28 protein-coding genes are annotated in these 24,267 nt (G+C 51.6%); 25 read left to right on the forward strand and 3 right to left on the reverse strand.

Going from position 1 to position 24,267, the window contains the following annotated elements; all coding sequences use genetic code 11:
* Window position 1: 1 nt before the first annotated feature.
* The 9 genes from GQ52_RS07975 to GQ52_RS08015 all read left to right on the forward strand — a co-directional run bounded on the left by GQ52_RS07975 (window position 2) and on the right by GQ52_RS08015 (window position 7,993).
* Window positions 2-1,480, forward strand: coding sequence for an efflux transporter outer membrane subunit (locus GQ52_RS07975; protein ID WP_047516562.1), 1,479 nt, complete (start codon window positions 2-4; stop codon window positions 1,478-1,480).
* Complete coding sequence (locus tag GQ52_RS07980; protein ID WP_047516565.1) at window positions 1,464-2,066, forward strand: nitroreductase family protein; 603 nt, start codon at window positions 1,464-1,466, stop codon at window positions 2,064-2,066. The genes GQ52_RS07975 and GQ52_RS07980 overlap by 17 nt, the downstream gene beginning before the upstream one ends.
* A gap of 45 nt (window positions 2,067-2,111) precedes the next feature.
* Complete coding sequence (locus tag GQ52_RS07985) at window positions 2,112-2,528, forward strand: bifunctional diaminohydroxyphosphoribosylaminopyrimidine deaminase/5-amino-6-(5-phosphoribosylamino)uracil reductase RibD (protein ID WP_081979324.1); 417 nt, start codon at window positions 2,112-2,114, stop codon at window positions 2,526-2,528.
* A complete protein-coding gene (locus GQ52_RS07990; protein ID WP_047516571.1) occupies window positions 2,525-2,920 on the forward strand; it encodes a GNAT family N-acetyltransferase in 396 nt (131 codons plus the stop codon). Before GQ52_RS07985 ends, GQ52_RS07990 begins: the two co-directional genes overlap by 4 nt.
* A gap of 157 nt (window positions 2,921-3,077) precedes the next feature.
* Complete coding sequence (pyrF, locus tag GQ52_RS07995; protein WP_047516574.1) at window positions 3,078-3,902, forward strand: orotidine-5'-phosphate decarboxylase; 825 nt, start codon at window positions 3,078-3,080, stop codon at window positions 3,900-3,902.
* Window positions 3,903-4,153: 251 nt separating this feature from the next.
* Window positions 4,154-5,218, forward strand: a complete 1,065-nt coding sequence (locus tag GQ52_RS08000) for an LLM class flavin-dependent oxidoreductase (RefSeq protein WP_047516575.1) — start codon at window positions 4,154-4,156, stop codon at window positions 5,216-5,218.
* 19 nt (window positions 5,219-5,237) lie between these two features.
* Window positions 5,238-6,398 carry an LLM class flavin-dependent oxidoreductase gene (locus GQ52_RS08005; protein ID WP_019883230.1) on the forward strand — a complete coding sequence of 387 codons (1,161 nt, stop codon included), beginning with the start codon at window positions 5,238-5,240 and terminating at the stop codon, window positions 6,396-6,398.
* An 86-nt stretch (window positions 6,399-6,484) separates the two neighbouring features.
* Window positions 6,485-7,048 (forward strand): hypothetical protein, encoded by a 564-nt coding sequence (locus tag GQ52_RS08010; protein ID WP_047516577.1) that lies wholly within the window; start codon window positions 6,485-6,487, stop codon window positions 7,046-7,048.
* 45 nt (window positions 7,049-7,093) lie between these two features.
* A complete protein-coding gene (locus tag GQ52_RS08015; protein ID WP_047516580.1) occupies window positions 7,094-7,993 on the forward strand; it encodes a dienelactone hydrolase family protein in 900 nt (299 codons plus the stop codon).
* Window positions 7,994-8,068: 75 nt separating this feature from the next.
* On the opposite strand, the gene GQ52_RS08020 is transcribed toward GQ52_RS08015, so the two are convergent.
* Together GQ52_RS08020 and GQ52_RS08025 are read right to left on the reverse strand one after the other, a co-directional pair.
* The gene (locus GQ52_RS08020) at window positions 8,069-8,575 is read right to left on the reverse strand and encodes a DUF1993 family protein (protein ID WP_047516583.1); all 507 of its coding nucleotides are present in this window, start codon (window positions 8,573-8,575) and stop codon (window positions 8,069-8,071) included.
* 34 nt (window positions 8,576-8,609) lie between these two features.
* Window positions 8,610-10,367 carry an ABC transporter ATP-binding protein gene (locus tag GQ52_RS08025; protein WP_047516586.1) on the reverse strand — a complete coding sequence of 586 codons (1,758 nt, stop codon included), beginning with the start codon at window positions 10,365-10,367 and terminating at the stop codon, window positions 8,610-8,612.
* Between the two features lie 281 nt (window positions 10,368-10,648).
* On the opposite strand from GQ52_RS08025, the gene tatA reads away from it, so the two are divergent.
* From tatA to tatC, 3 genes are read left to right on the forward strand one after another with little or no spacing between them, the layout of a single operon-like run.
* Window positions 10,649-10,822, forward strand: coding sequence for a Sec-independent protein translocase subunit TatA (gene tatA / locus GQ52_RS08030; RefSeq protein WP_047516589.1), 174 nt, complete (start codon window positions 10,649-10,651; stop codon window positions 10,820-10,822).
* Window positions 10,815-11,165, forward strand: coding sequence for a Sec-independent protein translocase protein TatB (gene tatB / locus GQ52_RS08035; RefSeq protein ID WP_047516592.1), 351 nt, complete (start codon window positions 10,815-10,817; stop codon window positions 11,163-11,165). Before tatA ends, tatB begins: the two co-directional genes overlap by 8 nt.
* Window positions 11,166-11,918: a twin-arginine translocase subunit TatC gene (tatC, locus tag GQ52_RS08040; protein ID WP_047516594.1), complete on the forward strand. Its 753-nt coding sequence runs from the start codon at window positions 11,166-11,168 to the stop codon at window positions 11,916-11,918.
* A gap of 37 nt (window positions 11,919-11,955) precedes the next feature.
* Here the strand turns inward: tatC and GQ52_RS08045 are convergent, their stop codons facing one another.
* Window positions 11,956-12,966, reverse strand: a complete 1,011-nt coding sequence (locus GQ52_RS08045) for a helix-turn-helix domain-containing protein (protein ID WP_047516597.1) — start codon at window positions 12,964-12,966, stop codon at window positions 11,956-11,958.
* Window positions 12,967-13,469: 503 nt separating this feature from the next.
* Here GQ52_RS08045 and GQ52_RS08050 point away from each other — a divergent pair.
* The 13 genes from GQ52_RS08050 (at window position 13,470) to GQ52_RS14175 (ending at window position 24,159) form a co-directional block, all read left to right on the forward strand.
* A complete protein-coding gene (locus tag GQ52_RS08050; RefSeq protein WP_019883217.1) occupies window positions 13,470-14,312 on the forward strand; it encodes a TorF family putative porin in 843 nt (280 codons plus the stop codon).
* A 250-nt stretch (window positions 14,313-14,562) separates the two neighbouring features.
* Window positions 14,563-15,420 carry a methylamine utilization protein MauF gene (locus GQ52_RS08055; RefSeq protein ID WP_047516600.1) on the forward strand — a complete coding sequence of 286 codons (858 nt, stop codon included), beginning with the start codon at window positions 14,563-14,565 and terminating at the stop codon, window positions 15,418-15,420.
* A 61-nt stretch (window positions 15,421-15,481) separates the two neighbouring features.
* Entirely contained in the window at window positions 15,482-16,699 is a 1,218-nt protein-coding gene (gene mauB, locus GQ52_RS08060) for a methylamine dehydrogenase (amicyanin) large subunit (protein WP_235273060.1), read from the forward strand.
* 7 nt (window positions 16,700-16,706) lie between these two features.
* Window positions 16,707-17,279 carry a MauE/DoxX family redox-associated membrane protein gene (locus GQ52_RS08065; protein ID WP_019883214.1) on the forward strand — a complete coding sequence of 191 codons (573 nt, stop codon included), beginning with the start codon at window positions 16,707-16,709 and terminating at the stop codon, window positions 17,277-17,279.
* Window positions 17,272-17,907: a methylamine dehydrogenase accessory protein MauD gene (gene mauD / locus GQ52_RS08070; RefSeq protein WP_047516606.1), complete on the forward strand. Its 636-nt coding sequence runs from the start codon at window positions 17,272-17,274 to the stop codon at window positions 17,905-17,907. The genes GQ52_RS08065 and mauD overlap by 8 nt, the downstream gene beginning before the upstream one ends.
* Window positions 17,908-17,946: 39 nt before the next feature.
* The gene (gene mauA / locus GQ52_RS08075) at window positions 17,947-18,510 is read left to right on the forward strand and encodes a methylamine dehydrogenase (amicyanin) small subunit (protein ID WP_019883212.1); all 564 of its coding nucleotides are present in this window, start codon (window positions 17,947-17,949) and stop codon (window positions 18,508-18,510) included.
* Between the two features lie 100 nt (window positions 18,511-18,610).
* Window positions 18,611-19,579 (forward strand): tryptophan tryptophylquinone biosynthesis enzyme MauG, encoded by a 969-nt coding sequence (gene mauG, locus GQ52_RS08080; protein ID WP_200884049.1) that lies wholly within the window; start codon window positions 18,611-18,613, stop codon window positions 19,577-19,579.
* Between the two features lie 48 nt (window positions 19,580-19,627).
* Entirely contained in the window at window positions 19,628-20,131 is a 504-nt protein-coding gene (locus tag GQ52_RS08085) for a methylamine utilization protein (RefSeq protein WP_235273063.1), read from the forward strand.
* Window positions 20,088-20,768, forward strand: coding sequence for a ferredoxin-type protein NapG (gene napG, locus GQ52_RS08090; RefSeq protein WP_047516613.1), 681 nt, complete (start codon window positions 20,088-20,090; stop codon window positions 20,766-20,768). The genes GQ52_RS08085 and napG overlap by 44 nt, the downstream gene beginning before the upstream one ends.
* Before the next feature lie 4 nt (window positions 20,769-20,772).
* Window positions 20,773-21,621 carry a quinol dehydrogenase ferredoxin subunit NapH gene (gene napH, locus GQ52_RS08095; RefSeq protein WP_235273065.1) on the forward strand — a complete coding sequence of 283 codons (849 nt, stop codon included), beginning with the start codon at window positions 20,773-20,775 and terminating at the stop codon, window positions 21,619-21,621.
* 109 nt (window positions 21,622-21,730) lie between these two features.
* Window positions 21,731-22,075, forward strand: a complete 345-nt coding sequence (locus tag GQ52_RS08100) for a c-type cytochrome (protein ID WP_235273066.1) — start codon at window positions 21,731-21,733, stop codon at window positions 22,073-22,075.
* 186 nt (window positions 22,076-22,261) lie between these two features.
* The gene (locus tag GQ52_RS14220; protein ID WP_235273067.1) at window positions 22,262-22,687 is read left to right on the forward strand and encodes a GAF domain-containing protein; all 426 of its coding nucleotides are present in this window, start codon (window positions 22,262-22,264) and stop codon (window positions 22,685-22,687) included.
* A gap of 29 nt (window positions 22,688-22,716) precedes the next feature.
* Window positions 22,717-24,159, forward strand: coding sequence for a diguanylate cyclase domain-containing protein (locus GQ52_RS14175; RefSeq protein ID WP_235273068.1), 1,443 nt, complete (start codon window positions 22,717-22,719; stop codon window positions 24,157-24,159).
* Window positions 24,160-24,267 lie beyond the last annotated feature (108 nt).

A 24,267-nucleotide genomic window follows, 5' to 3' on the forward strand; every position in this document is an offset into this window, starting at 1 on the left:
TATGTCTCGTCAATTTCAACATGCCGGATTGATTCCATTATTACTGCTCTCGGCTTGCTCGCTCTGGCCACAGTATGAGCGGCCAGTGGTTGCCGTGCCGGAAGCTTTCAAACAGGCCAATGCCATCAATGGCTGGAAAGTCAGCCAACCGGGCGACACGGCATTGCGTACCGCCTGGTGGGAAAGCTATGAGGATGCACAGCTGAATACGCTGGTGACGCAGGCACTGGCAGCGAACCAGAACTTGTTATTGGCAGAAGCGAATTATCGCCGTGCTTCAGCCTTATCGTCAGCCAATCGGGCGCCACTCTGGCCGACCATCACCGCCAACGGTTCTGCCTCGCGCGCCAAACGTAGTACCAATGCCATCCGTGTTGGTAGCAGCCCGATTCTGGAAACCTATAACCTGGGGCTTAACGCCAGCTGGGAGCCGGACCTCTGGGGGCGCATCAGGAAACAGATCGAATCCGGTGATGCTTCATTGCAGGCCGCTAATGCGGATGTCGAAGTCGCGAAACTTTCTATTGTCGCCAATCTACTGCAGGCCTACTTTCAGCTCAGGGTGCTGGATACACATTTAGTGTTATTGGACGACACACTGAAAGCACTGGAACGCTCACGGCAATTGACGCTGAACCGCTACCGCGCGGGCGTGGCGACTAAAACGGATGTGAACCAGGCCGATGCCTTGCACAAGAACACGCAGGTGACCGCCACAGATACCCGCTTGCAGCGCGCACAAACCGAGCATGCAATTGCCTTGCTGCTGGGTAAATCACCGGCAGAAGTGACCATTGCCGCCAATCCTTATCAGATGCAGGCACCGCTAGCCCTGCCTGCGATCCCTGCCAGCTTGCCTGCGGCCTTGCTGGAGCGGCGCCCGGATATTGCCGCGACCGAACACCGTGTTGCCGCTGCCAATGCTGATATTGGCGTGGCAAAAACGGCCTATTTTCCCAGTCTGAACCTGACCGCTGGCCTCGGCTACCAGAGCAATACCCTCAGCAACCTGATTTCTTCGCCTAGCCGGGTCTGGTCTATCGGGCCACTGGTTGCGCTTAATGTGTTTGATGGTGGCTTGCGCAAGGCACAAACGCAGTCAGCCATTGCCAGTTATGACGCCACGGTTGCCCAATACCGGCAAACGGTGTTGGGTGCTTTTCAAGAGGTAGAGGACCAGTTAGTGGCGATCAGCCTGCTCACTGAAGAAGCCGAGTTTCAGCAAGCGGCCGTGAAAGCGGCGAGCGATGCGTTGCAGGAATCAACCAACCGTTACAAAGCGGGCACGCTGGATTACCTCAATGTCATCACCTGGCAAACCAATACCTTAAATAATCAACGTAATCAAATCGCCATCCACGGTCGCCGTTTGCAGGCCAGTGTGGCACTGGTCAGCGCGATTGGCGGTGGCTGGAACGCTAATCATTCGGCTGAGACCATAACCCCATCCAAAGGAGAATCACATGACACAACTCGCTAGCAGAAATGCACAACACAGCATAGAGCCCATCTTTATTGACCGCTGGTCACCACGCGCCTACACCGGCGAAACGATTGATGACGCCACTTTGCTCAGCCTGTTTGAAGCCGCGCGCTGGGCCCCTTCGGCCAATAACTCTCAACCCTGGCGCTTTATCTATGCTAAAAATGGCTCTGCACACTGGGACGATTTGTTTGCATTGCTCAACGAGAACAACCAGCGCTGGGTCAATCGCGCCGCTGTGCTGATTGCACTGGTTTCCAAAAAGACACATGTGCGTCCGGGCGAGACGGCAGCATCGCCATTAAAAAATCATTCTTTAGACGCAGGCGCAGCCTGGGCCAGCCTGGCTTTCCAGGCCTATCAACTGGGCTGGCGCACACGGGCGATTGGTGGCTTTAACCGTGACGCTGCGCCAGAAGTATTAGGCGTGCCAGAAGGTTACCAGGTAGAAATCCTGATTGCCGTGGGTAAGCAAGCAGACAAGTCTGTGTTGCCAGAAGACTTTCATGAGCGCGAGCAGCCTACACCTAGAAAACCGGTTGAAAAATTCGTTGCTGAAGGCAAGTTTAGCTTTGCAGAATAATCATCCTGTGAAAGGTTAATAGTGTCTTCGTTTTGCGAATACTTTATGCATCATGCTTTGCGCTTAGGCCGCCAGGCATGGCCTGCGTGTCGCCCCAATCCTCCGGTCGGATGTGTGCTGGTGAAGGAGGGCAGGGTGGTCGCGAGCGGCTATACGCAGCCACTTGGGCAGCCGCATGCAGAAGCCATGGCGTTGTCCAAGGTGTCAGGTGACCTGTCTGAGTTGACGGCCTATGTGACACTGGAGCCGTGTGCATTTCATGGTAGAACGCCGTCGTGTGCGAAAACGCTGGCAGCCAGTGGCATTAAACGGGTAGTCATCGCCACGCTTGATCCTGACCCTCGCAATGCTGGCGCAGGCGTTGATATTCTCAGGGCGGCAGGTATAGAAGTGACTGTTGGTGTACTTGAGCAACGCGTGCTTAAAGATATTGGGGCATATCTGGCTGTGCCTAACAGATGACAATAAAGCTACGCCCTATCACTGACGCTGATCTGACTCCAGTTTATGCGCTTTTAGTCGTCAATGGCTGGGCTACGCGTATCGGCTCAGTCGCAGAGTTGGGGAGGCTGGTGGCTGCCTCGCAGGTTGCCACGGTTGCGATTGTGAATAATGAGGTGGTGGGTTTTATTCGTGCCATTACGGATGGGCAATCCAATGGTTACCTCTCTATGCTTATTGTGTCAGCGCCTTACCGTCGGCAAGGGATAGGGCGGGCGCTGGTAGAGAGTGCGCTGGGTGATAATTCGCGAGTGACGTGGGTATTGCGGGCTGGCCGTGAGGGCGCGCCAGAGTTTTTTTCTCAATTGGGTTTCGAATATTCCTCAATGGCCATGGAGCGCCGTCGCTCATAGCGCTCAGCCTCTTTCCAAAAGGGCAACAATGAAATTTGTCTGTATTGAGTTCTCCTGGCGTGCTGCTTTTGTTGGCATATATATGACCCCTGAGCGGGATCGGCTTTGGGTGGCGATTGTGCCTTTCTTTCCGCTTTATTTTAAAAGGCATTAATGGATGCGCTTTATTGAACATTTAAATGCGTCGCAAAAACGCAGTGAGTCGTTGTTGTGTGTTGGCTTAGACCCTGATTTGCAGCGCTTTCCGGCGCGTTTGGGCCGCAATGACATCTTTGCGTTTAACCGCGCCGTGATTGATGCAACGCACGATGTGGTCTGTGCATACAAGCCACAGGTGGCGTATTTCTCCGCCTTGGGGGCAGAGCGTGCGCTTGAGGAAACCATAGATTATATCCATACATATTACCCGCATATCCCCGTGATTCTGGATGCCAAGCGCGGGGATATAGGCAGTACGTCTGCCCAGTATGCCAAAGAAGCCTTTGAGCGTTATCAGGCCGATGCGGTGACGATTAATCCATACATGGGCTTTGATAGTGCGGTGCCTTTTCTGGCTTATGCGGATAAAGGTGTGATTTTCTTGTGCCGGACATCTAACGCGGGGGCCGGTGATTTTCAGGATTTGCTGGTTGACGGTGAGCCTTTATACCTGCACGTGGCCAGAAAAATTGCTGATGAGTGGAATCAGGCGAATAACTGTTTGCTGGTGGTAGGTGCAACCTGGCCGGAGCAGATGGCCAGGTTACGCGCGGTTGTCGGCGATATACCCTTCCTGGTGCCTGGTATTGGCGAACAGGGCGGTGATTTGCCCAAGATTCTGCATGCTGGTCAGACGGCTGGTGGACATGGCCTTATCCTGAGTGCGTCCAGAGCGATTCTCTACGCCAGTCAGCACGCTGACTTTGCCGAGCAAGCCAGGGCCTCGGCGCTGCGTTACCTTGAGTTGATCAGGCTTGCACAATCTTCTGCAGGCATCTTGTAGTTGTAATAACAACACTTAAAGTAGGGGAAATGTTTGCATGGCAACAATGCTGTTGCATTTGCGGCTTTTCCTGCTGGTGTGTCTACATTTGTTGAATGTTTAATTGTTTTTAATATTCATATAGATAGCACTATTTATCACTTCCGTACCAACCCATAAAACAGTTGGCACGGAACATGCCAATACATCTTCGTAGGTGCATATTTGCAACGGGCAGGCACCAGCTGCTTGCACAACGAAGGAGAAACATTTTGGCTAATCAATTTTATTGGCAATTACCCACTTCAGGCGATGCGCGCTATGGCAATGCGACCAGGCAGCGCCGCGGTGAAGCCTCTGATCCCAACTATCCCGTATTCGGTAACGGCGTGACTGACCCGCGTCGCAATGCGTTCAGCTATTTCGATTACATCCACCAGGTCACCAAAGCGGCTGACCTTTCCGGTTTTAATGGCATTTTTATTCCAGATAATCCAGATGGCGAAGAGCCGTGGATTGTCGCGGGCTACGTCGCACGCAGCACGCAGCGTTTGAAATTGCTGACCCAGTTTGATGCTTCACGCGGTTCTGCCGTCTATGCGGCCAAAAACGCGGTCAGTTTCCAGCGCTATACCGGTGGCAGGTTTGCCTGGCATATCACTGAAGGCAGCCAGGAAGAGCGCATCCGCAAGCAATTGGGTGACTTTGTCCCCAAGCAGGATATTTTGGCGCGCATTGATGAATTCATCACCGTGGCAAAAGGCGTGTTAACGACCTTCCCGTTTAATTTTGTCGGACGTTTTTTTGAAGTGCAGGATGGCGGTTTTCAAGGGCCTTTGTCTGACCGTCAAGTGCCAAGCATTTATTTGGGTGGCAACAGCACAGAACAGCTTGAGCTATCCGCAAAGCATGCAGATGTGCATGTGCTGGATGCTGTGGAACATGATGCCATTGCGCAGCAAATTGCCGCGTATCGCCAGATTGCACAAGGCCGGGCAGTCGACTTTGCCTTGCGCATAGACGTGCTGGCCCGTGAAACGCGTGAAGAAGCGCTGGAGGATGCCAAACGTTTCCTGAATCAAACCGAGGCTGCTATTCCCGCCGATGACTCTCCATTGTTGTGGCCAGGCTTCTCTGAGCAACATACGGGCGCCAAAGCTTCACTGATTGGTAGCTATGACGAAGTGGCGACCGCCTTGGCGGCTTACGCACATTTGGGCGTGACGCAATTTGTACTGGCCGCCGTGCCGCATTTTGAAGAGGCTTATCGTGTAGGCACGCATGTGTTGCCGCTGGTCCGCCAGTTAACTAATCCTGCGCAAAAGCAAGCCGCTTAGGACTTATAAGGAGAAAATAATGAGCATAGATGTTTTTTGGAGAATTCCAACCCACGGCGAGCCAGGGTCACACCGGGCGCGTGATCCTTTCCGTGGTGACTGGTTTCCTGGCAATGACAACAAGACCTTGAGTGGCCTGGGTGGCGGTGGTGACGATGGCTTCACCTATATCGACTACCTGGCAGAAATTGCACGTGCCGCTGAAATTTCCGGCTTCCAGGGCGGTTTGATTCCCTCTTTCCCGAATACGGATGAGCCTTGGGTTATTTCTGCATTCCTGGCCCGCGAGACGAAAAATTTCCGCTTCATGATTCCGTTCCAGCCTGGGTTTCTTAACCCGGTGGTGGCTGCGCGCATGACCGCCAGCCTGCAACGTGCAACCGGTGGCCGCGCCTTATATAACATTATTACCGGTGGTGGCGGTCCTTCACAATTGTGGTGGGGAGACCCGGTCAAGCATGATGACCGTTATGGCCGTACCACTGAGTTCCTGGATGTGCTTAAAGGCATCTGGGCAGGTGGCCCGTTCTCCTATAATGGCCAGTTCTACCAGGTCGAAGATGCAGGCCTGCCAGATCCGCTGTCCAAAGAAGAGTACCCGGAAATATACTTCTCCGGCTCTTCTGACGCCGCGTTGGCTTCGGCTTCCAAGCATGCGGATTACTACCTGTCATGGCTGGAGCCTTTTGACTTGATCAAAGACAAATTTGCGCGGGTGAAAGAGCGCACCGATCACCTCGGACGCAAGATCAAGTGCTCCATTCGTGTCGATATCGTCGCGCGTCCAACCGAGGAAGAAGCGTGGCGTGAAGTCAGCCGTGGCTTTGAGAATATTCCGAAAGAGATACTGGATCGTTACAAAGCACAAAACGCCGGGGATTCCGTGGGTGCCAGCCGCCAGCGTGGCCTGAGACCGCAAACCATTAACAGCTACAAAGACTTTATCCTGTCGCCCAATATCTGGACGGGATTCAGCTTGCTGCGCGGTGGCCAGACCTTGGGGATTGTCGGTAGCTATGAGAATGTCGCCGCCAGACTGGATGAGTTGGTGCAACTGGGTACGGATGCCTTTATCCTGGCCAGTACACCGCATCTGGAAGAAGCGTATCGTGTCGGTGAAGAAGTGTTGCCGCTGGTACGTGGTAAATCAGGCGCGAGTAATTTGCGCGCAGTGGCTTAAGTTAACAAGCTGGCAAACAAAGCCCTCATGCACAGCTTGCATGAGGGCTTTTTGGTATGAGTGAATAGTGAGAAAGTGTATATGGCATGACTGCCAAACTGATTGTAGATGCTAATTACAGGTTTATTGCGGCTTACCAGGAGGTCAATGCCAGAATTGCGCAACGTCAGCAAGCGCTGGCGTTGTATGTCACGCTCACAGTCAGTTTGCTTGCCGCCCTCGTAGCACTGAAACCAGGCGAGGGGGCCAGCCAACTGCCCGTTGAGTGGCTGGTACTTGGTTTCCCTGTCTCGTCGACATGTCTCACATTTTTGAACTACAAGGCTGAGCGGGCGATCACTAATTTGAGGGCATTTTTGTCTGAGCTTGAGCGACTGCAAAACGCACATGTTGAATTGCCCAGCTATAACACGGATCCAAAATGGGCGATGGGTGCGAATAAGGCCAGACGGTTTCATGATTACGCTGCGGCAGTATTAGTGGTTGGCGGCAATACGATTGGCCTGGGCGCTGTGTTAAAAATTTATCCTGAACACATGGCAGAACACCATGTTGTGGTTTGGCTTTCTGTAGCGATTGCCATCGGTTCACTGCTGGCGTTGTTATTGATTCCACGCTGGCGTTACAGGCCCGAAGCCAGCAACAGCTGATTGATTGGCTAATTGTGAATATCAATTGAGAGTTGGAGAAAGTAAATGACGAATCCCAAACACACTGCAAGTGACTTTCACCCGGAAGCATTAAGGTTGTTTGATCAATTTGTACACGGTGACATAGACCGGCGTACATTTATCTCTAAAGCTGGCAGATTTGCCGGTGCGTTTACGGCCGTCAGCTTGCTGGAGGCCTTGACCCCAAAGTTTGCCTATGCCCAGCGCATTGCGGGTAACGATGGCCGTATCCAGGCGCAGTATGTCGAAGTCGAGTCGCCCAAGGGGTATGGCAAAGTCAGGGGCTATCTGGTCAAGCCGGTCAACCTCAGCGGTCAATTGCCAGCCGTCCTGGTGATTCATGAGAACCGTGGACTGAATCCGCATATCGAAGATATTGCCCGCCGCGTGGCGCTGGAGAACTTTATTGCTTTTGCGCCTGATGCGTTAACGCCGCTTGGCGGCTATCCGGGGGATGAGGATGCTGCGCGCGAGTTGTTTAAAAAGCTGGATCAGTCAAAAACCCAAGAGGACTTTGTGGCGGCATTTCACTGGCTGGCACAATTGCCTGAGAGCAATGGGCGAGTGGGGGCGATTGGTTTTTGCTATGGCGGCAGCCTGAGCAATCTTTTGGCGACGCGATTACCAACATTGGCCGCAGCCGTGCCTTTTTACGGTAGCGCGCCGCCATTGGAGGCTGTGCCCGCCATCAAGTCACCGTTGCTGATTCATTTTGCCGAGCAGGATGAACGCGTTAATGCCAGCTGGCCGCCTTATGAACAGGCGCTGAAATCTGCGGGTAAAGCATATCAGGCCTATCAATATGCGGGCACCCAGCATGGGTTTAATAATGATACGACACCACGTTATGACGAAGCCGCCGCTACGCTGGCCTGGCAACGCAGCATAGACTTTTTTAACCAGCACTTGAGAACATCAGCATAAAAAAGCCAGCCCTGGTAAGCGGCTGGCGGGAAAGTAATAAAAGTGGGCAATTGCCCACTTTATTTGTTTATATGGTTAGCTTCTGCCTAAGAAATCCTGTTTACCAACATCCACACCGATATTGCGCAAAATGGCGTAGGCGGTGGTCAGGTGGAAGTAAAAATTGGGCAAGATATTATTCAGCAGATGTGGCTGGCCTTGTACGACGCGAACTTCGGTGCCACGCGGGATAGAGATTTCCCTGGTTTCCTGGCCATCAATCTGGCTGGCCTCCAGTCCGGACAAGAAATCGATGGATGCTTTGATCAAGGCTTGATACTCGGCAAAGGTGGTCAGTGGCAAGTCAAATTTTGGAGGTGGCAGGCCAGCCAGTCTGGCAGAGTAGCTGGTGGCATGATCCGCCACGCGTTGCAATTGGCGGCCAAAGGTAAACATATTGGGATAGAGGCGGGTTTCCAGCAGCACGCTTTGTTCTATCTTTTTTTCTGCGGCAAACGCAGCGGCTTTGTCCAGAATATAGGACAGGTTGCCGAGAAACTTAATAAAGGTCGGGACGGATAATTGATATAAAGAAGTGCTCATTTTTAATCACCATAAAGTGGGGTTGAAATTAGGATCAGGCGACGGCCAGATGCCCTTTGGATTGCAGTGAAAATAGTCGTGCATACAGCCCTTGCACGGCGAGCAGCTCGGCGTGATGGCCTCTTTCGATAATATGGCCGTGTTGCAATACCAGGATCATGTCTGCATTCATGACCGTGCTCAGACGGTGCGCGATGATGATGGAGCTGCGGCCTGACACCAACTGCTCCAGGCCTTGCTGCACCAGGTGTTCTGATTCAGAATCCAGTGCGCTGGTGGCTTCGTCCAGAATAATCAGTTGCGGGTTTTTAAGAATGGCGCGAGCAATCGCCACGCGTTGTTTTTCGCCACCAGACAATTTGATCCCACGCTCACCGACCCGTGTTTCATACTGGTCATCCAGATGCTGGATAAATTCGTCAGCATGTGCTGCAACCGCCGCGGCGACCACGTCCTGGTTAGTCGCGCCCGGTCTGGCAAAGGCAATGTTCTCGCCTATGCTGTCATTAAACAGGGCCACGTCTTGCAACACCACGCCCATCACGGCACGGATGCTGCGTTGCTGGTAATCCTTGAGGTCTATGCCGTTAATGAGGATGCGGCCTTCGGTTGGGTCATAAAAGCGCATCAGCAGTTTGACGATGGTGGTTTTGCCACTGCCGCTGGTGCCGACCAATGCCAGTGTCTGGCCCGCATTGAGATGAAACGACACTTGATCTAAAGCACTGGTTTCTTTGCCAGGGTAACGGAAAGTGACCTGGTCAAAAGTGATGGTTTCCAACTGCTCCAGCACGATGGCGTCAGGTTTGTCTCTGTGTTCTGCTTCTACATCCAGCAGTTCCACCAACCGCTCGGCACTGCTCTCGATTTCACTGGCCTGGTTTACCTGTCTGGCAATCGGGCCGATAGTGCTGATCAGGCTTTGGCTCAAGGTCAGTACCAGCAGGATGTCTCCCGTGGTATATGCACCTTTGAGCGCGCCGTTGACGGTGAGGGCCACTGCGGCAAACACGCCAAAGGTATTCACCACATTGAGGCCTTGTTCTGATTTCCATTGGGTTTTATGCAGGTTGTCGCGCACCACGCGCCATTCGGCCTGGGTGGTGTCATAGCGTTGTTTCACTGCCGGTTCGCCGCCAAAGCTGCGTACGGTGGCAATGTTGCCGACCATTTCTGCCAGCAATCCGGTCATACGGCCTGCCAGAGCCTGCCAGCCCCGTCGATACTGGTGCGTCCAGCCTACGGTGCGGTAAGACACCCAGAAATTGATGGCCAGCACCCCGGCCATGATCAGGCCAATGACGGGGGCCTTGACCAGCAGCACGGTGATGATAAACAGCATTTGCAGGATGCCAGAGAGGGTGCCTTCAGTGAGCGAAGACAGCCACATGGTGATGCTGGTAATGGTGCCAAAGCGATCCATGATTTCGCCGACACGGGTTTTTTCAAAGTAATCAATCGACTTTTGCGTCATGTTATCGAACACGCGCTGGCGGAAGGTGCTCACGGTATCCAGCCACAAATCATCGGCCTGCTTGTTCTGGATCGCGCCGAATATCACCACCCCCAGGCGCAAGGCAAAAAATATCCCGAGTAATACGGTCACACTCCAGGTGGCTTGTTGCTGGGTGATGCTACCTGACAGCAGGTGTGCAATAACATCAACAATCATCTTGTACAAATACGGGGTGGCGGTATTGATAAATCCCAATGCGGTACCGACCAGGATCACCCCAATGACTTTCCCTTTATATTCGGGAATAAACTGAATGGCACGCCATACGTTTTGCATAGTTAACTCTCTATTCTTTCGCTATGACCAGGGTTGTCCCTGATCCAACTGAAAGACTAATCAAACTTCGTGCCATGATTTTTGCTAATCAAAACAATGGGGTTCGAAGGCTTGATGATTTCAGGTGTTGTGAATGAAACACTGCACGACTATCGGCTGTTTGCTTGGCAACAGTATGGACTAGTATGCCTGTACGAGGTTCATGCAGGTCATGCCAGTTTTTACTAACCCGGGTGCGCGTTATGACGGATGATTGCATGCACAATCTAAGGAGACTTGAAATGGGAAGTTTTAGTATTTGGCATTGGGTCATTGTGTTGGCCGTCGTGACCATGGTGTTTGGCACCAAGCGGTTGCGTAACCTGGGCGGCGATGTCGGTGGCGCAGTCAAAAGTTTTAAAGAAGCCATGAATGAACAGCCCGCGGCGATAGAAGATCAATCCAAGCATGTTTGAAGTCGGTTTTTCCGAAATCATCGTCATCGTGGTGGTGGCGTTGATTGTGATTGGTCCGGACAAGTTGCCTAAGCTGGCCCGGACCTATGGCTTGCTGTATGGCCGGGTGCAGCGTTACATTTCCGGGGTCAAGCAGGATATTGACCGGCAGGTGGCGCTGGATACCATGAAAAAAGCCACAGCAGATGCGCAGCAGAAACTGCTGAGCATGCAGGCCAGCCTGATGGAAGTGCATACCGAAATTGAAGACATGGTCATTGCGCAGCCTGTTGCCAAGCCAGTGCCTGTCACCGAGGTGGCTTATGTTGAGTCTGCGCAGGCAGAGCCTGTGGCTATCAAATAAATGCATATGACACAACACGATACCCTTAGCCATTTTTACGAATTGCGTACACGGTGTATCCGTGTCCTGATTGGCTTGTTGCTGGCAGCGATGTGTACCTTGCCGTTTGCCAATGAACTGCACCAGTTTTTTGTGGCGCCATTGCTCAGCCAACTGCCTGCAGGGGGCAAGATGATTGCGACTTCAGTCACTTCACCTTTCATGATTCCGCTCAAAATAGCCTTGTATGTGGCCTTTGTCCTGAGCCTGCCCCATACCTTGTACCAGTTATGGAAGTTTGTGCAGCCCGGCCTGTATCCCAAAGAGAAATTGATTAGCGTGATGGGCGTACTGGCCAGTTTGTCACTGTTTATGCTCGGTGCCTGTTTTGCCTTTTATGTCGTTATCCCGGTCGTGTTCAAATTTATTATTGGCGGCGCCCCGGCGGGGGTGGCAGTGATGACGGAAATCGGTAATTATCTGGACTTCCTCATCTCCATCACGCTGGCATTTGGCGTCTCTTTCCAAACCCCGATTGTCGTAGTGGCGATTGCCTATATGGGCCTGGTCGAATTGAATACGCTGAAAGAAAGCCGTGGTTATGTGATTGTCGGTGCGTTTGTCATTGGTGCCATTTTTACACCGCCCGATATCATTTCTCAGTGCATGCTCGCCATCCCGTTATGGCTGTTATATGAGCTGGGATTACTGGTGGCACGTGTGTTGATTTACCGCCGCAATCGCGCAACGCTGGCGGTGTTACCCGGCACTTAAATGAATGGATGATTGAGGCGATGTGAAAAAAAGAGGCCTACTTTTGGCCTCTTGCTCTTTGCAAGGTATCAATCGGGCACTCGCCAAACAGTTCACGGTAATAGCGTGAAAACAGGCTCATATGCCAGAACCCCCACTTGCTGGCCACATGCGCGATGCTCGAAACATCTTTTGAGGCATTGAGCAACTCAATGCGGATACGTTGCAAACGCACATTGCGCATATAGGTCACTGGCGTAATGCCCAGCACACGGATAAAGGCGTGATTGAGTGTTCTGCGGCTCACTTTCAAGACCTTACACAATTCCTCTATCGTCAACGGAAAGCCGGGATTGGTTAAAGTCGAGCTGCGGACGCGGTTCACAATATAGCGTGGGATACGGTAGTCGAAATGCGGGTGCGTATTTTCACTGGCGTGGAATAGCGCATGCAAACAGGCTGACATCAGGTCCTCTTCAAAGCTTTCCCATTTTTGCCGGTTATCCAGTTGTTGTTCCTGCTCGGCGCCAAATTGCAAACCATAGTGCAGGGTGCTGAGTAAAAGTTTGGCGACATTTGCAGGCAGTAATTCCACCGGTTTGATCGCGCCCATCACCTGGCTGAAATTCATCCAGTCTATTTTCTCTGCATAGGCTTCCAGCCGTTTGGCCGGAATCACCGCCACGGTAATTTCTGAAATGGTCGATGTCCTGAAATACAGCTCGGCATTTTTATCCAGTGTAATCAGTGAGTTGACCCGCACGGGTAGCAATCCCCAACTGGCTTCGCCTTCGACCACCGTGGTGAGCCCGATCACATAAGAGTCTTGCGGCGCACTGGCAATCTGGTCCACCGCCCGGTTCATGGTTTCAGTGAAAATTTGAATCCCATTACAGCTGACACTGTTCACTGCCCCTGAAAAAACACCTTTACTCAGTTGCGTATAGTCCTGCGACCAAAACGGCAAAGCATCAGCCTGTTCAAGCACATCACCAGTATTGCGTTTCACCAGGTGAAAGTCAGGACTGACCAGCTGGTCCAGCCCCAGTATTGTTTCTCTAAACCCCATTTTAATCGCTCCTGATATTCACCGCTTTAGAGAGTGCGGTGGGGATATCCATGAAAGTCCATTTATATAAATATTCGGACTAAATTCATTGTTTTTTATTATTTTTATTGCTTTTTAGGCCTTAAACACCCGGTTTTATTATTTTTTATGACAGAAAAACTGCCTGTCAGTGCCACTTTAGAGCGGAAATGTCCAGATGGATAGCAATAAACGGCAAAACACGCATGCTTTTTCTGCATTTTTCCGCAGCTTTGCCAATTCTTGCTACATCGCTTTCTGCATCGCCGCTATTGTCACATCGCTTCAAATTGAAATGAATCAACTAGCCGCTAGTGCTAGGCAGGGGGATATCCACGAGTGACCGTGGTGTTTGCATCATGACAAACAATGTTACAAAACACCAGTCACGACACACGGTTGCGCGTCTTCATTTCCCCGCCTTTCTTTCTAGCCTGGTTGTTAATCAACACTAAAAAATCAAAGAGCGATGAGAGAGGAAATCTATGCACGAGGAAAGAAAGCGCCAGTTTGGCGCATGCTTGTTATTTGCCCTGCTTACCAGCCAGGCACACGCAGAAGAGGTGATTGGTCTGGGTAAAGACGGTCAGGCTGAGCCAGCTGCATCCCCGCATCATTTCAATGGCAATGTGGGCATTTATAGCGATTATTTGTTCAGAGGCATTTCGTATGGCCGTGGCCGTGGCGCGTTTCAGGCGGCCGTGGATTATTCACATGATAGTGGCTGGTTTCTGGGCTTGGGCTATACCAATGTCAATAAAGATGCGATTTATGGCAATACCTATGAGATCGATCTGTATGGCGGCTTTAAAAAAACCTTTGCTAACGATGCCACAGTGACCGCAGGCTTTATTGAGTATTACTATCCGCAAAACCGGCACTATGTCGGCCAGCATCCGCATGTGGCAGAAGCCAATATCGCTGTCGATTACCATCAGTTCAATCTCAAATACTCACACTCACTCACGGACTGGTTTGGTGTGAACACGGTGTCTATGGGGCACGCCATGATAGGCAATCACGAGATGGGCGAGGGTGGCTCCAAAGGTAGTCACTATGTAGAGGCGAGTTACACCACACCATTAGCCAATACCGGCATCAACTGTGTGTTTCATGTCGGCCACCAGGTGGTTAAAAACTATTACATCGGCAATTACACCGATTACTCGGTTGGCCTGAATAAAGACTTCTCCATTGGTAGTGTGAAAGGCTGGAATGCCGGGGTCAGTTATGTGGCGATTGATGCCAACGATGACTGGTACACGGCCGCGGATGGCTATAAAACCGCCCAAAACAAGTTTTTTGGCTATATCCGCCTGAATATGTAGTCCGCGTCTTAGCCCGCCAGCTGGCTTGCCAGGCCAGCCGTGCCCGATTTATAGCCCCTTCCAGATATCTCCGACATGTCCTTCATAAGGAAGGGGCTTTTTTCTCAATAGTAAAAACTGGCATGACTTGGCCTTCATAAAACGTTCACAAAAGGGATATGCCGATTTTTGCTAAAGCCCGCTAAACAAGATCGCTATATTCATGCTTCATTCAAAACAAAGCTTAGGCCAACAGGCCAAAGGAGGAAATATGAGTATGAACATGGGGACTGCTGCCATCAGTCATGCGTCCCAAACTTACGCAGCTGAGACCTGTGTCCCTGATGCGTATCATTTTTCAAAATCGCAATCGACCGGCACCCGCTTTGTCATGATGCTCACTGCGATTGCCACCGGTGTGTTTGCCGGTCGCGTCATGCATGGCACTTTGTCCGTAGATGTAGCACTCACCGGCCTGTTTGTGTTGCTGGCCTTTGTTGGCGGCTTGCTGTCTACCTGGTCTCCTTGCGGTTACTCAAGTTTAAGTTTATTGAGACCGGCAGGCCGCTACTCATTCGGCTCGGTTGCCCGTTGGGCGCCTACCTTTTTCACGCATGCCGTGGGCTATGCCATCGGTGCTGTGGTGCTCGGTGGCGCGCTGGGTGGTATCAGCTGGCTGCTGTTTGCCGACGTGCCATTGCAGTACTCGGTGATCGGCCTGGCAGCGCTGGCGATTGGTTACGGTTTGCACCAGTTCGGCTTTTTGAAGATGCCTTATCCGCAACGCCGTGCGCAAGTGCCACATGATGCACGTTTCCGCTTCCGCTCATCTGTGATTGGCCTGCTGTATGGCTTCTCGCTGGGCATGAACTACCTTACTTATGTGCAAACGCCGATGCTGTACATCGTGACTGGCGTGGCTTTGCTCAGTGGTGGTGTCAAGGCTGGCATTGCCGTGATCGCCGTATTCAATATCGGTCGCTGCTTGCCAGTGGCAGTTAACTTCTTACCTGTTAAGGATCAGTCGGTTCAAGCCTGGTTGGCCCGTTGGCAGGAAAGTGCAGTTGAAGTTGATGGTTTCCTGTTATTGGCGATCGCTTCAGCAGCTTTAATGCTGGTGATGCTGTAAGCCAGTAGCAACACCAGACGCAATAGCAAGTTCTATCCATTTAAAAATATTAGGAGGATTTATGACAACATTCGATCATCCATCGATGATTCGTCAGGCCAAGCCGACAGGCTTGGCGGGGGGGCTGGTTTTGGCAGCACTGATGCTATCCAGCAGTCTGGCCATGGCAGATGCAACGCCAAACCAGCTTGGTTCAGAAATTACGGCCAAGTTGCAGGACGAGACTTCTATCTCGATTGCACCACCCAGTGATGCCAAGCGCGTCTATGTGCTGGATCCAGGTAACTTCCATATGACTTCCACCATTTATTCGGTAGATGGCAAGTCCAGCAAATTACTGGGTATGACAGATGCCGGTAAATTGCCAAACGTCATGGTGGCGTCAGATGGCAAGTTTTTAGCCATCGCCAATACCATGTACTCCCGCGTGGCACGTGGCAAGCGTGATGACTATCTGGAGTTAATTGATACCAGAACGCATGAGCCGATTGCCGATATCGATATTCCTGAAGGCCGTTTCCTGACCGGCGTATTCGAGCGTACGGCGGGCTTGAGTGTGGATGACAAGCACCTGCTGTTCCAGCAGTTCTCACCTTCACCTGGTGTCGGTCTGGTGGACCTAGAGAAAAAAGCCTTCGTGAAAATCATGAATGTGCCGGATTGCTACCATATTTTCCCAACGGCAAACCAGAACTTCTTCATGCACTGTAGAGATGGTTCTCTGATGCAGTTCACCTATGACAACAAGGGCGCTACCAAGCAGAAGCCAACCAAGGTATTCCATACTGAAAAAGAGTATCTGCTGAATAACCCTTATTACTCAAATTCAAATAACCACCTGGCCTGGCCGACGTACGAAGGCAAGATTTTTCAGGCTAAATTATCTGAGACCGGTGCCGAGTTCCTCAAACCAATTGAAGTGTTCACCGACAAGGAAAAAGCGGACAAATGGCGTCCAGGTGGCTGGCAAACCATCACGTACCACAAAGCGCGTAACGAGCTGTACTTGCTGGCAGATCAACGCGAAAAATGGACACACAAACTGCCTAGCCGCTATGTGTTCGTCGTGGATGCGACTTCCGGCAAGCGCTTGCGCCGTATCGAACTGAAGCACGAGATCAACTCGATCGCGGTCAGCCAGGATGAAAAACCATACTTGTACGCCGTGTCTGAAGAGGCAAAAACACTGTTTACCTTTGACGCTGTCAGCGGTAAAGCCGTGGGTTCTTTAGATGAGTTGGGCCGTGCGCCTTCCATGATTTTCATTGCGGATAAGTGAGATCACTATGGACTCAATGGTGAATGATCCTACCGTTGCGATATTCGCGTCACTGTTTGTGGCGCTGATTCTCGCAGCAGCAGCAATTCCCAAGCTCCGCAGTCAGGATGAGTTCCTGGGCGTAGTAGCCAACTACAAGCTTTTGCCAGGGTTTCTGGTTGCACCTTTTGCCAAGTTATTGCCATGGGTGGAACTGGGGTGCGCAATCGCCTTGCTGGTGCCGTCACTGCGCACAGTCGCCGCCTGTGTGGCTGCCGGGTTGTTCATGCTGTTCTCTTTCGCCATTGCGGTGAATGTCGGCCGTGGCCGCACCCACATTGATTGTGGTTGTGTGCGCCGCCCGACCAGCATGAGCCGTATCGGCATGTTTCACGTGCTGAGAGCCTTGGCCCTGGCTGGAATGAGCTTGTATGTCGCTGCGGTGCCGTTGGAGATAGCGAGCATCAGCGTGGAATCAGCCCTGACTGCATTGGCTTCGGCCGTCATGCTGTCACTGATTTACATGGCGGCAGACCTGATGGTTGGCTTTCCAGCGACCAAACATAAATTAGAAATCTATAAAGGAAATTCAAATGACTAGTGGAATCTTGATTGCATCAAATGTGCTGTTGTGGGGAGCGTTTTTGGCATTGGCAGCATTAATGCTGGGCGTGATCCGTCAAATTGGCTTGTTACATGAACGTTCAGCACCGCTGGGCGCCATGATGATAGACCACGGTCCGGATGTCGGCGAACGTTCACCGATTTTCAACGTGAACACCTTCGATGGCGAGCCTGTCCTGGTTGGCCGCTCCATTAATCCAGGCCGTCCTAGCCTGCTGATGTTTACCGGCCCATCCTGCCCGATCTGCCAGAAACTGTTGCCTATCATCCGCTCTGTTGCGGCGATTGAAGAAACAGATGTGGTGCTGATCAGTGATGGTACCCAGGCTGAGCATCGCCAGTTCCTCAAGGATCACCCGCTGGATGGTGAGTTGTATGTGGTTTCTGCCGAGATTGGCATGCGCTACCAGGTCTCAAAAGTACCTTACGGCGTGTTGCTGGATCAGGACGGCAAAATCCTGGCTAAAGGCCTGTGCAACACCCGTGAGCATGTAGAAAGCCTGTTTGAGACTATCCGTCATGGCCACTCAACCTTGCAGAACTACCTCAAGGATGAAAACACTGCACCTAAATTTAAACAAGTGACCGCGAACAAAGTGCATTAAGCGCTGGTTCACGTCTTGATTACGGAGAGAGTAAACGAAATGAAAAAAGAAACTGGGTTTGACTCAAAAATTGAGAAGCTGGCACGGACCACCGCCAGCAAAACCGGCCGCCGTGGCTTTATCGGCCGCCTGGGTGGCTTCCTGGTTGGTTCTGCCTTGTTACCATTGTTGCCGGTAGACCGCCGCTCACGCCTGGGTGGCGAGGTGCAGGCAGCTACCACTGGCAACCTGACCAGAAGCGGCTTCAAGCCGCAGGACAAGGATCCTAAAGCGTGTGACTACTGGCGCCATTGTACGATTGACGGCAACCTGTGTGACTGCTGCGGCGGTACCTTGACCTCTTGCCCACCAGGCAGCAGCCTGTCACCAAGCTCGTGGGTGGCCAGTTGTTACAACCCGGGTGATCAGCAGACTTACCTGATTGCCTACCGCGATTGCTGTGGTAAACAGACTTGCGGCCGTTGTAACTGCGTCAACACACAAGGTGAATTGCCGGTGTACCGTCCAGAGTTCAACAACGATATTGTCTGGTGCTTTGGTGCTGATAATGATGCGATGACGTATCACTGCACCATCTCACCTATCGTGGGTAAAGCAAGCTAATTGCGTAACGCATATTAGCGCTTGTTGTTAAAGAAAAATCAGTATGTGGTTTAGACGCTTAATGTTGTTTAGAAACTGGGTTCTAATCATAAGCACGCTGATGGTGGTGAATACTGCCTGGTCCGCCGATCTTCCTCCGAGGGAAAAATTCAGGCGGCCAGACAGTATTCCATCACCCCTGTCTAACCCCCTGACCCTGGAAAAAGCCACGCTGGGAAAAACCCTGTTTTTCGATCAGCGCCTTTCAAGGTCAGGCGGGATGGCTTGTGCCACCTGTCATTCACCAGACCAGCGCTGGAGTGATGGCCGCAACTTGCCGTTGCAGGCAGAAGGCGTCAACAATGCCCGTCGCACGCCGACGGTATTAAACAGTGCCTGGTTAAGTGCACTCATGTGGGATGGCCGTGCAGCGACCCTCGAAGCGCAGGCTGTGTTGCCGATTACCACGGCACATGAAATGAATTTTGACCTCACCAGCCTGGTGGGGCGTTTACAGCAAATCCAGGGTTACAGGCCTTTGTTTACCCAGGCTTTTGGCGATGACAGTATTAACCAGCAGCGCATCACGCAGGCGCTGGCCAGTTTCCAGCGTACGCTGGTGTCTAATCCGGCGCCATTTGACCGCTGGGTAGAAGGCGACGAGCAGGCCATCAGTGAGCAGGCCAAGCGTGGGTTTGTCGTGTTTAACGATAAAAATAAAGCTAATTGTGCCGCTTGCCATAGCGCATGGCGGTTTACCGACGACAGTTTTCATGACATCGGTTTGCCGAGCAAGGATTTAGGCCGTGGTGCCAAAGTACCCGCGCAGGTGACTTTGATGCAGCATGCGTTTAAAACCCCGTCTTTACGTGACCTGTCGATTGAAGGGCCGTATATGCATGATGGTTCCATCCGTGGCCTGAAAACAGTGATCAAACATTACAAAAGTGAAGCCATTCAGCGTGAGAGTCTTTCCAAGGATATGCAGAAGTTTGAATTATCCGATCTGGAAGAAAGTGACCTGATTGCGTTTATCCAAAGCCTGGATGGTGGTGCCTTGAATATTCAAGCGCCGATGATGCCACAGTAGTCATCCTGAATGATGGCAAAAAAACAGATGAAAACGCATGTGCCCTTAATGATGAATATATCGCGCAAACTCTCCACCTGGATTGGCATGTATGCCTTGCTCATATTGCTGGCGTTTTACCTGGCCAGCTGTAGCACGCCCGGTCATGCGCCCATGAGCCGTGCGAATAATCACATCATTACCACTCATACCATGACACTGTCTGACCATGAGTTTGCACCGGTGGATTTTGTCCCGCAGCCAGGCGATACCATTACCATTCGCAACCGCTCTGATATTTCGCACAGTATTTATGTGACTTACCCGGACGGGACCATGGTGAATATGGGCGTGCAAACGCCAGGCACCACCGTACACTGGCAGGTGCCAGCGGATGCCAAAGGCGAGTTTGTGCTGCAATGCTGGATACATCCGATTATTCGCGCCAATTTGCTTATAAATGCGGCGAACACGTCTTCTTCTGTTTCTAAGTCTGACTTACCTAGGTTCACTCGTCAGGAGATTCTCGATGGCCGACAAAATATCTGTAGCAGCCGAAATCGCCGAGCCTGAACGGCGTAAGGTTTTTCGCAAGATTTTCCGCCAGTTAGGCGCGGCGACGGTCGTTACCATGCTTGGAAAAGCGGTGCTGGATTCACGTCCGGCACGTGCGGCCAATGTGTTGCGGCCACCAGGCGCCTTGCCAGAGCTGGAGTTCAATGCCGCCTGTATCCGCTGTGGTCTGTGCGTAGAAGCCTGCCCCTATGACATTTTGCACCTGGCCAGCTGGAGTGATCCGGCACCGACCGGCACGCCTTATTTTGTTGGCCGCACGGACCCTTGCCGCATGTGTCCGGATATCCCGTGCGCACGTGCCTGCCCGACAGGGGCATTGAGCCCATTACTGACCGATATTAAAAAAGCCGATATGGGCGTGGCGGTATTGGTTGGGCATGAGACCTGCCTCAATTACAAAGGCCTTACCTGCAGTATTTGTGTGCGCGTATGCCCGATTATTGGGGAAGCCATCTCGTTAAAGCCGATTAAAAACGAACGCGGTGTATTGCAGATTCCTACGGTAGATAGCAGTAAGTGCACCGGCTGCGGCACCTGTGAAAAACACTGCGTGCTGTCTGAGGCGGCGATACGCGTGTTGCCGCGTGAATTGGGTTTAGGCGTTGAAGGTGCGCAATCGGTAGGCCGCTGGTAAGCCTATGCGACGTCTGCAAGCCATGCTCTACCGCAATCGCTGGCTGTTCAGTCGGCGTATCATTCAGTTGCTGATTATTGCCGCTTTTGCTGTTGAATTGCCAGCAGGCGGCTATTTTGCACAAGGCAATCTGTCCTCTAGTGTCTGGTTCGGCATTGGCCTGACGGATCCTTATATCTGGCTGCAATCGCTGTTTGCCGGTGCGCCGTTGGGCAAGTTGGCGCTGATTGGCGTCATTATCGTTGCCGTGTTTTATCTGCTCCTGGGCGGGCGCATTTACTGCAGCTGGGTATGCCCGATTAACCTGGTGACGGATTTGTCTTACTGGGTGCGGCAAAAGTTAAATATCAAAAGTAATTTCACGCTCTCAAAAAACCTGCGTGTGGCGATATTGGGGTTATCGCTGCTGCTGTCACTGCTTTCCGGTACCCTGGCCTGGGAGACGGTTAACCCGATCACCTTGTTCCAGCGCGAACTGATGTGGGGTTCAGTCACAGGTACGACGGTATTGGCCAGTATTTTCCTGTTCGATGTGTTTGTGACGCGCCGTGGCTGGTGCAGCCATATTTGCCCGGTCGGTGCGTTTTATTCCGAGCTGGGGCGAATGGGTCGTTTACGCGTCAAAGCGACACAGGTGGCGGCTTGTCACGGTTGTGCTGAATGCATCAAGGTCTGCCCGGAGCCACATGTGCTGGCACCTGTGGTAGCGAAGAAAGCGGCTTTTGTCACGTCAGGTGATTGCACCCGCTGCGGGGCTTGCCTGGACCAGTGTTCGACGGGGGCTTTAGCCATGAATCTCAGCTTTAAAAAACAGGGCGAGTTCAAAGGCATTTCTGTGGTGAGTGAGCACTAGCCGTGCTTGTTTCAAGCGTATGACGCAGATGCCAAGTGATGCCGATTTTTGCCATCAGACGCCCGCGCTGACCATTAGAATTCTCTTACCAAATACACTGGATTTCATGATGAACACTCAATCAAAACAAGCATGGTTACCCGTGCCCACCCTCACCAGTTTGCTGTTTGTCGCAGCGCTGGGTTTGGCCTCACAAGCAGCCTGGGCTGATGGTGCGGCACTGGCAGACAAAGGCGGTTGCCTGGCTTGCCACAATGTCGATAGCCGCAAGGTTGGCCCGGCATTTAAAGATGTTTCTGCCAAATATAAAGGCCAGGATGTGCAAGCGACATTGATCGAAAAAATTAAAACAGGCGGACGTGGCAATTGGGGCGTGTTGCCTATGCCGCCTAATGCTGGCAAATTGAGCGATGAGGAATTCAAAGAAGTGGTGCAGTGGATTACTTCTCTATAAAAAAATGGTTGATCTCCATTCTGACGGGGCAATTGCCCCGTTTTTTTACATCTGTTGCTGGCATGGATCTGCGTTTCTTGCTATTTTCAGTATTTGCGAAAGAATTTTTAGCTAAAAGGCGTTAATTTTATCGTTGGCGTGACGTTATTTCAGGTATTGAATGCCGCTCAATATGTGAGTACAAAAATGGTGAATGATGAACAGCGAAGATTAGAAAAACTCTACGCCTTAGGGCTGCTCGACTCTGCGCCTGAAGATTTTTTCGACACCATTACCAGGGTTGCCTCGACCATTCTTGATACACCGATCTCGCTGATTTCACTGGTGGATGAACATCGGCAATGGTTTAAGTCCAAACACGGGGTTGAGGTGTCAGAAACCGCACGCGATATTTCTTTTTGCACGCACGCGGTTGAAAGCGGTGAGCAGCTGATTGTTGAGAATGCGCTGACCGATGAGCGCTTTGCCAGGAATCCGCTGGTGTTGAATGCCCCCAATATCCGTTTTTATGCCGGCATCCCGATCAAAAGCCTGGAAGGTTATGCGCTGGGCACACTATGTGTCATTGATGAAAAACCTAAAAAACCTACTGAAAAAGAGTTGGCTGGCTGAATGACCTGGCACATCTTGCGACGCGTGAGTTGCAGTTCCGTGAGCGCATGCTGGCAGCCAAGCAGTCGCTTCAAAGCTCTGAAAGCAAGTTTAAAACCCTGTTTGAAAATGCGGCCATTGGCATTGCCATGGTGAAGCCAAACGGCAGTTGGTTAGAAGTGAACGAAGAGTTATGCCGAATCGTTGATTATTCCAAGGCGGAGTTATTGCCGCTGACATTTCAGGACATTACTTTGCCTGAGGATTTGAACGCTGATTTAAATCTGCTGGATCAATTAGTCGCCGGTAAATTAAATCGTTATCAGCTTGAAAAAAGATACGTGAAAAAAAGTGGTGAGCCGGTGTGGGTTGAACTGACTGTCACCAAGCAGTTAAACCCCGCGGGCGAACTCGATTATTTTGTGGCGATTGTCAAAGATATCCAAAGTGCCAAAGAAACAGAAGCGGCGCTGACCTTGTTACGTAAAACGCTGGAAGATAAAGTCAGCCAGCGTACTGAAGAGCTTAAACAGGCAAACAAATCCATGCTGGCGGCCTATCAGGAAAAAGCGGCCTCGGAGCAGCTGTTACAAAATGCAGAGTTAGAGCTGCGCACCATTTTAGATAACGCCAACGACGCCTACGTGTGCATGGATGCAGAAGGCATTGTCAAAGCCTGGAATAAGCAGGCGGAGCATATATTCGGCTGGGGCGATGAGGAGGCGATCGGTCGCAAGCTGGATAAGCTGATTATTCCTAATGAGGTGCAGCAGGCACATCAGGCAGGCATGCGGCGGTTTGCACTGGAAAAACAGTCAGACATGATGGGCAAGCGCATCGAGCTTGAAGCGATGCGGAAAGATGGCGTGCGTATCCCGATAGAATTGCAGGTGAATGTACTGGAGATCAATGATCAAACGCTGTTTACCTCGTTTCTCAGGGATATTACCGATAGAAAGCAATTGGAAAGCCTGCTCAAAAACGAAGCCCGCAATGACCCGTTAACTGGTCTGCCCAACCGGCGCAAGCTGGAAGAGATACTGCCCATTGCGGTGCAGCGTGCCAAAGCCAATCAAACTACGCTGTCTATTTTGTTTGTTGACCTGGATGGCTTTAAATCGGTGAATGATACTTATGGCCACAATGTCGGTGATATGCTGTTGCGCGAGGTTGCCAACAGGATAGATAAGTCCACGCGTCAGTCTGACACGGTTGCCCGCTATGCCGGTGACGAGTTTATTATTGTGCTGGAAGGGGTCAGTCAAGTTTCTGACGCGACCAGAATTGCAGAAAAAATTTTGCATACGATCTCAGAACCATTTCACTTTAACCAGGTGACCTTAAACATCACCGTCAGTATTGGTATTGCTTATTACACCAGTGAGCATTCTCAGGAAACGCAACCCACCGAGCTTATCCGGCAAGCGGACAAGGCCATGTATACCGCCAAGAAAAACGGTAAAAATGGTGTGTTTATGGTTGAAACGGTGTAGATCATTATTGAAGCGGGGTAGACCTGCCACTGCCAGTGATCTTAACGTATGAAAATAATGCACATGGCCTCTTGCATGGGCGTATAGTCAATTGAAACCCTCTCGGAT

Source organism: Methylophilus sp. Q8 (assembly GCF_000800115.1).
Taxonomy (GTDB): domain Bacteria; phylum Pseudomonadota; class Gammaproteobacteria; order Burkholderiales; family Methylophilaceae; genus Methylophilus.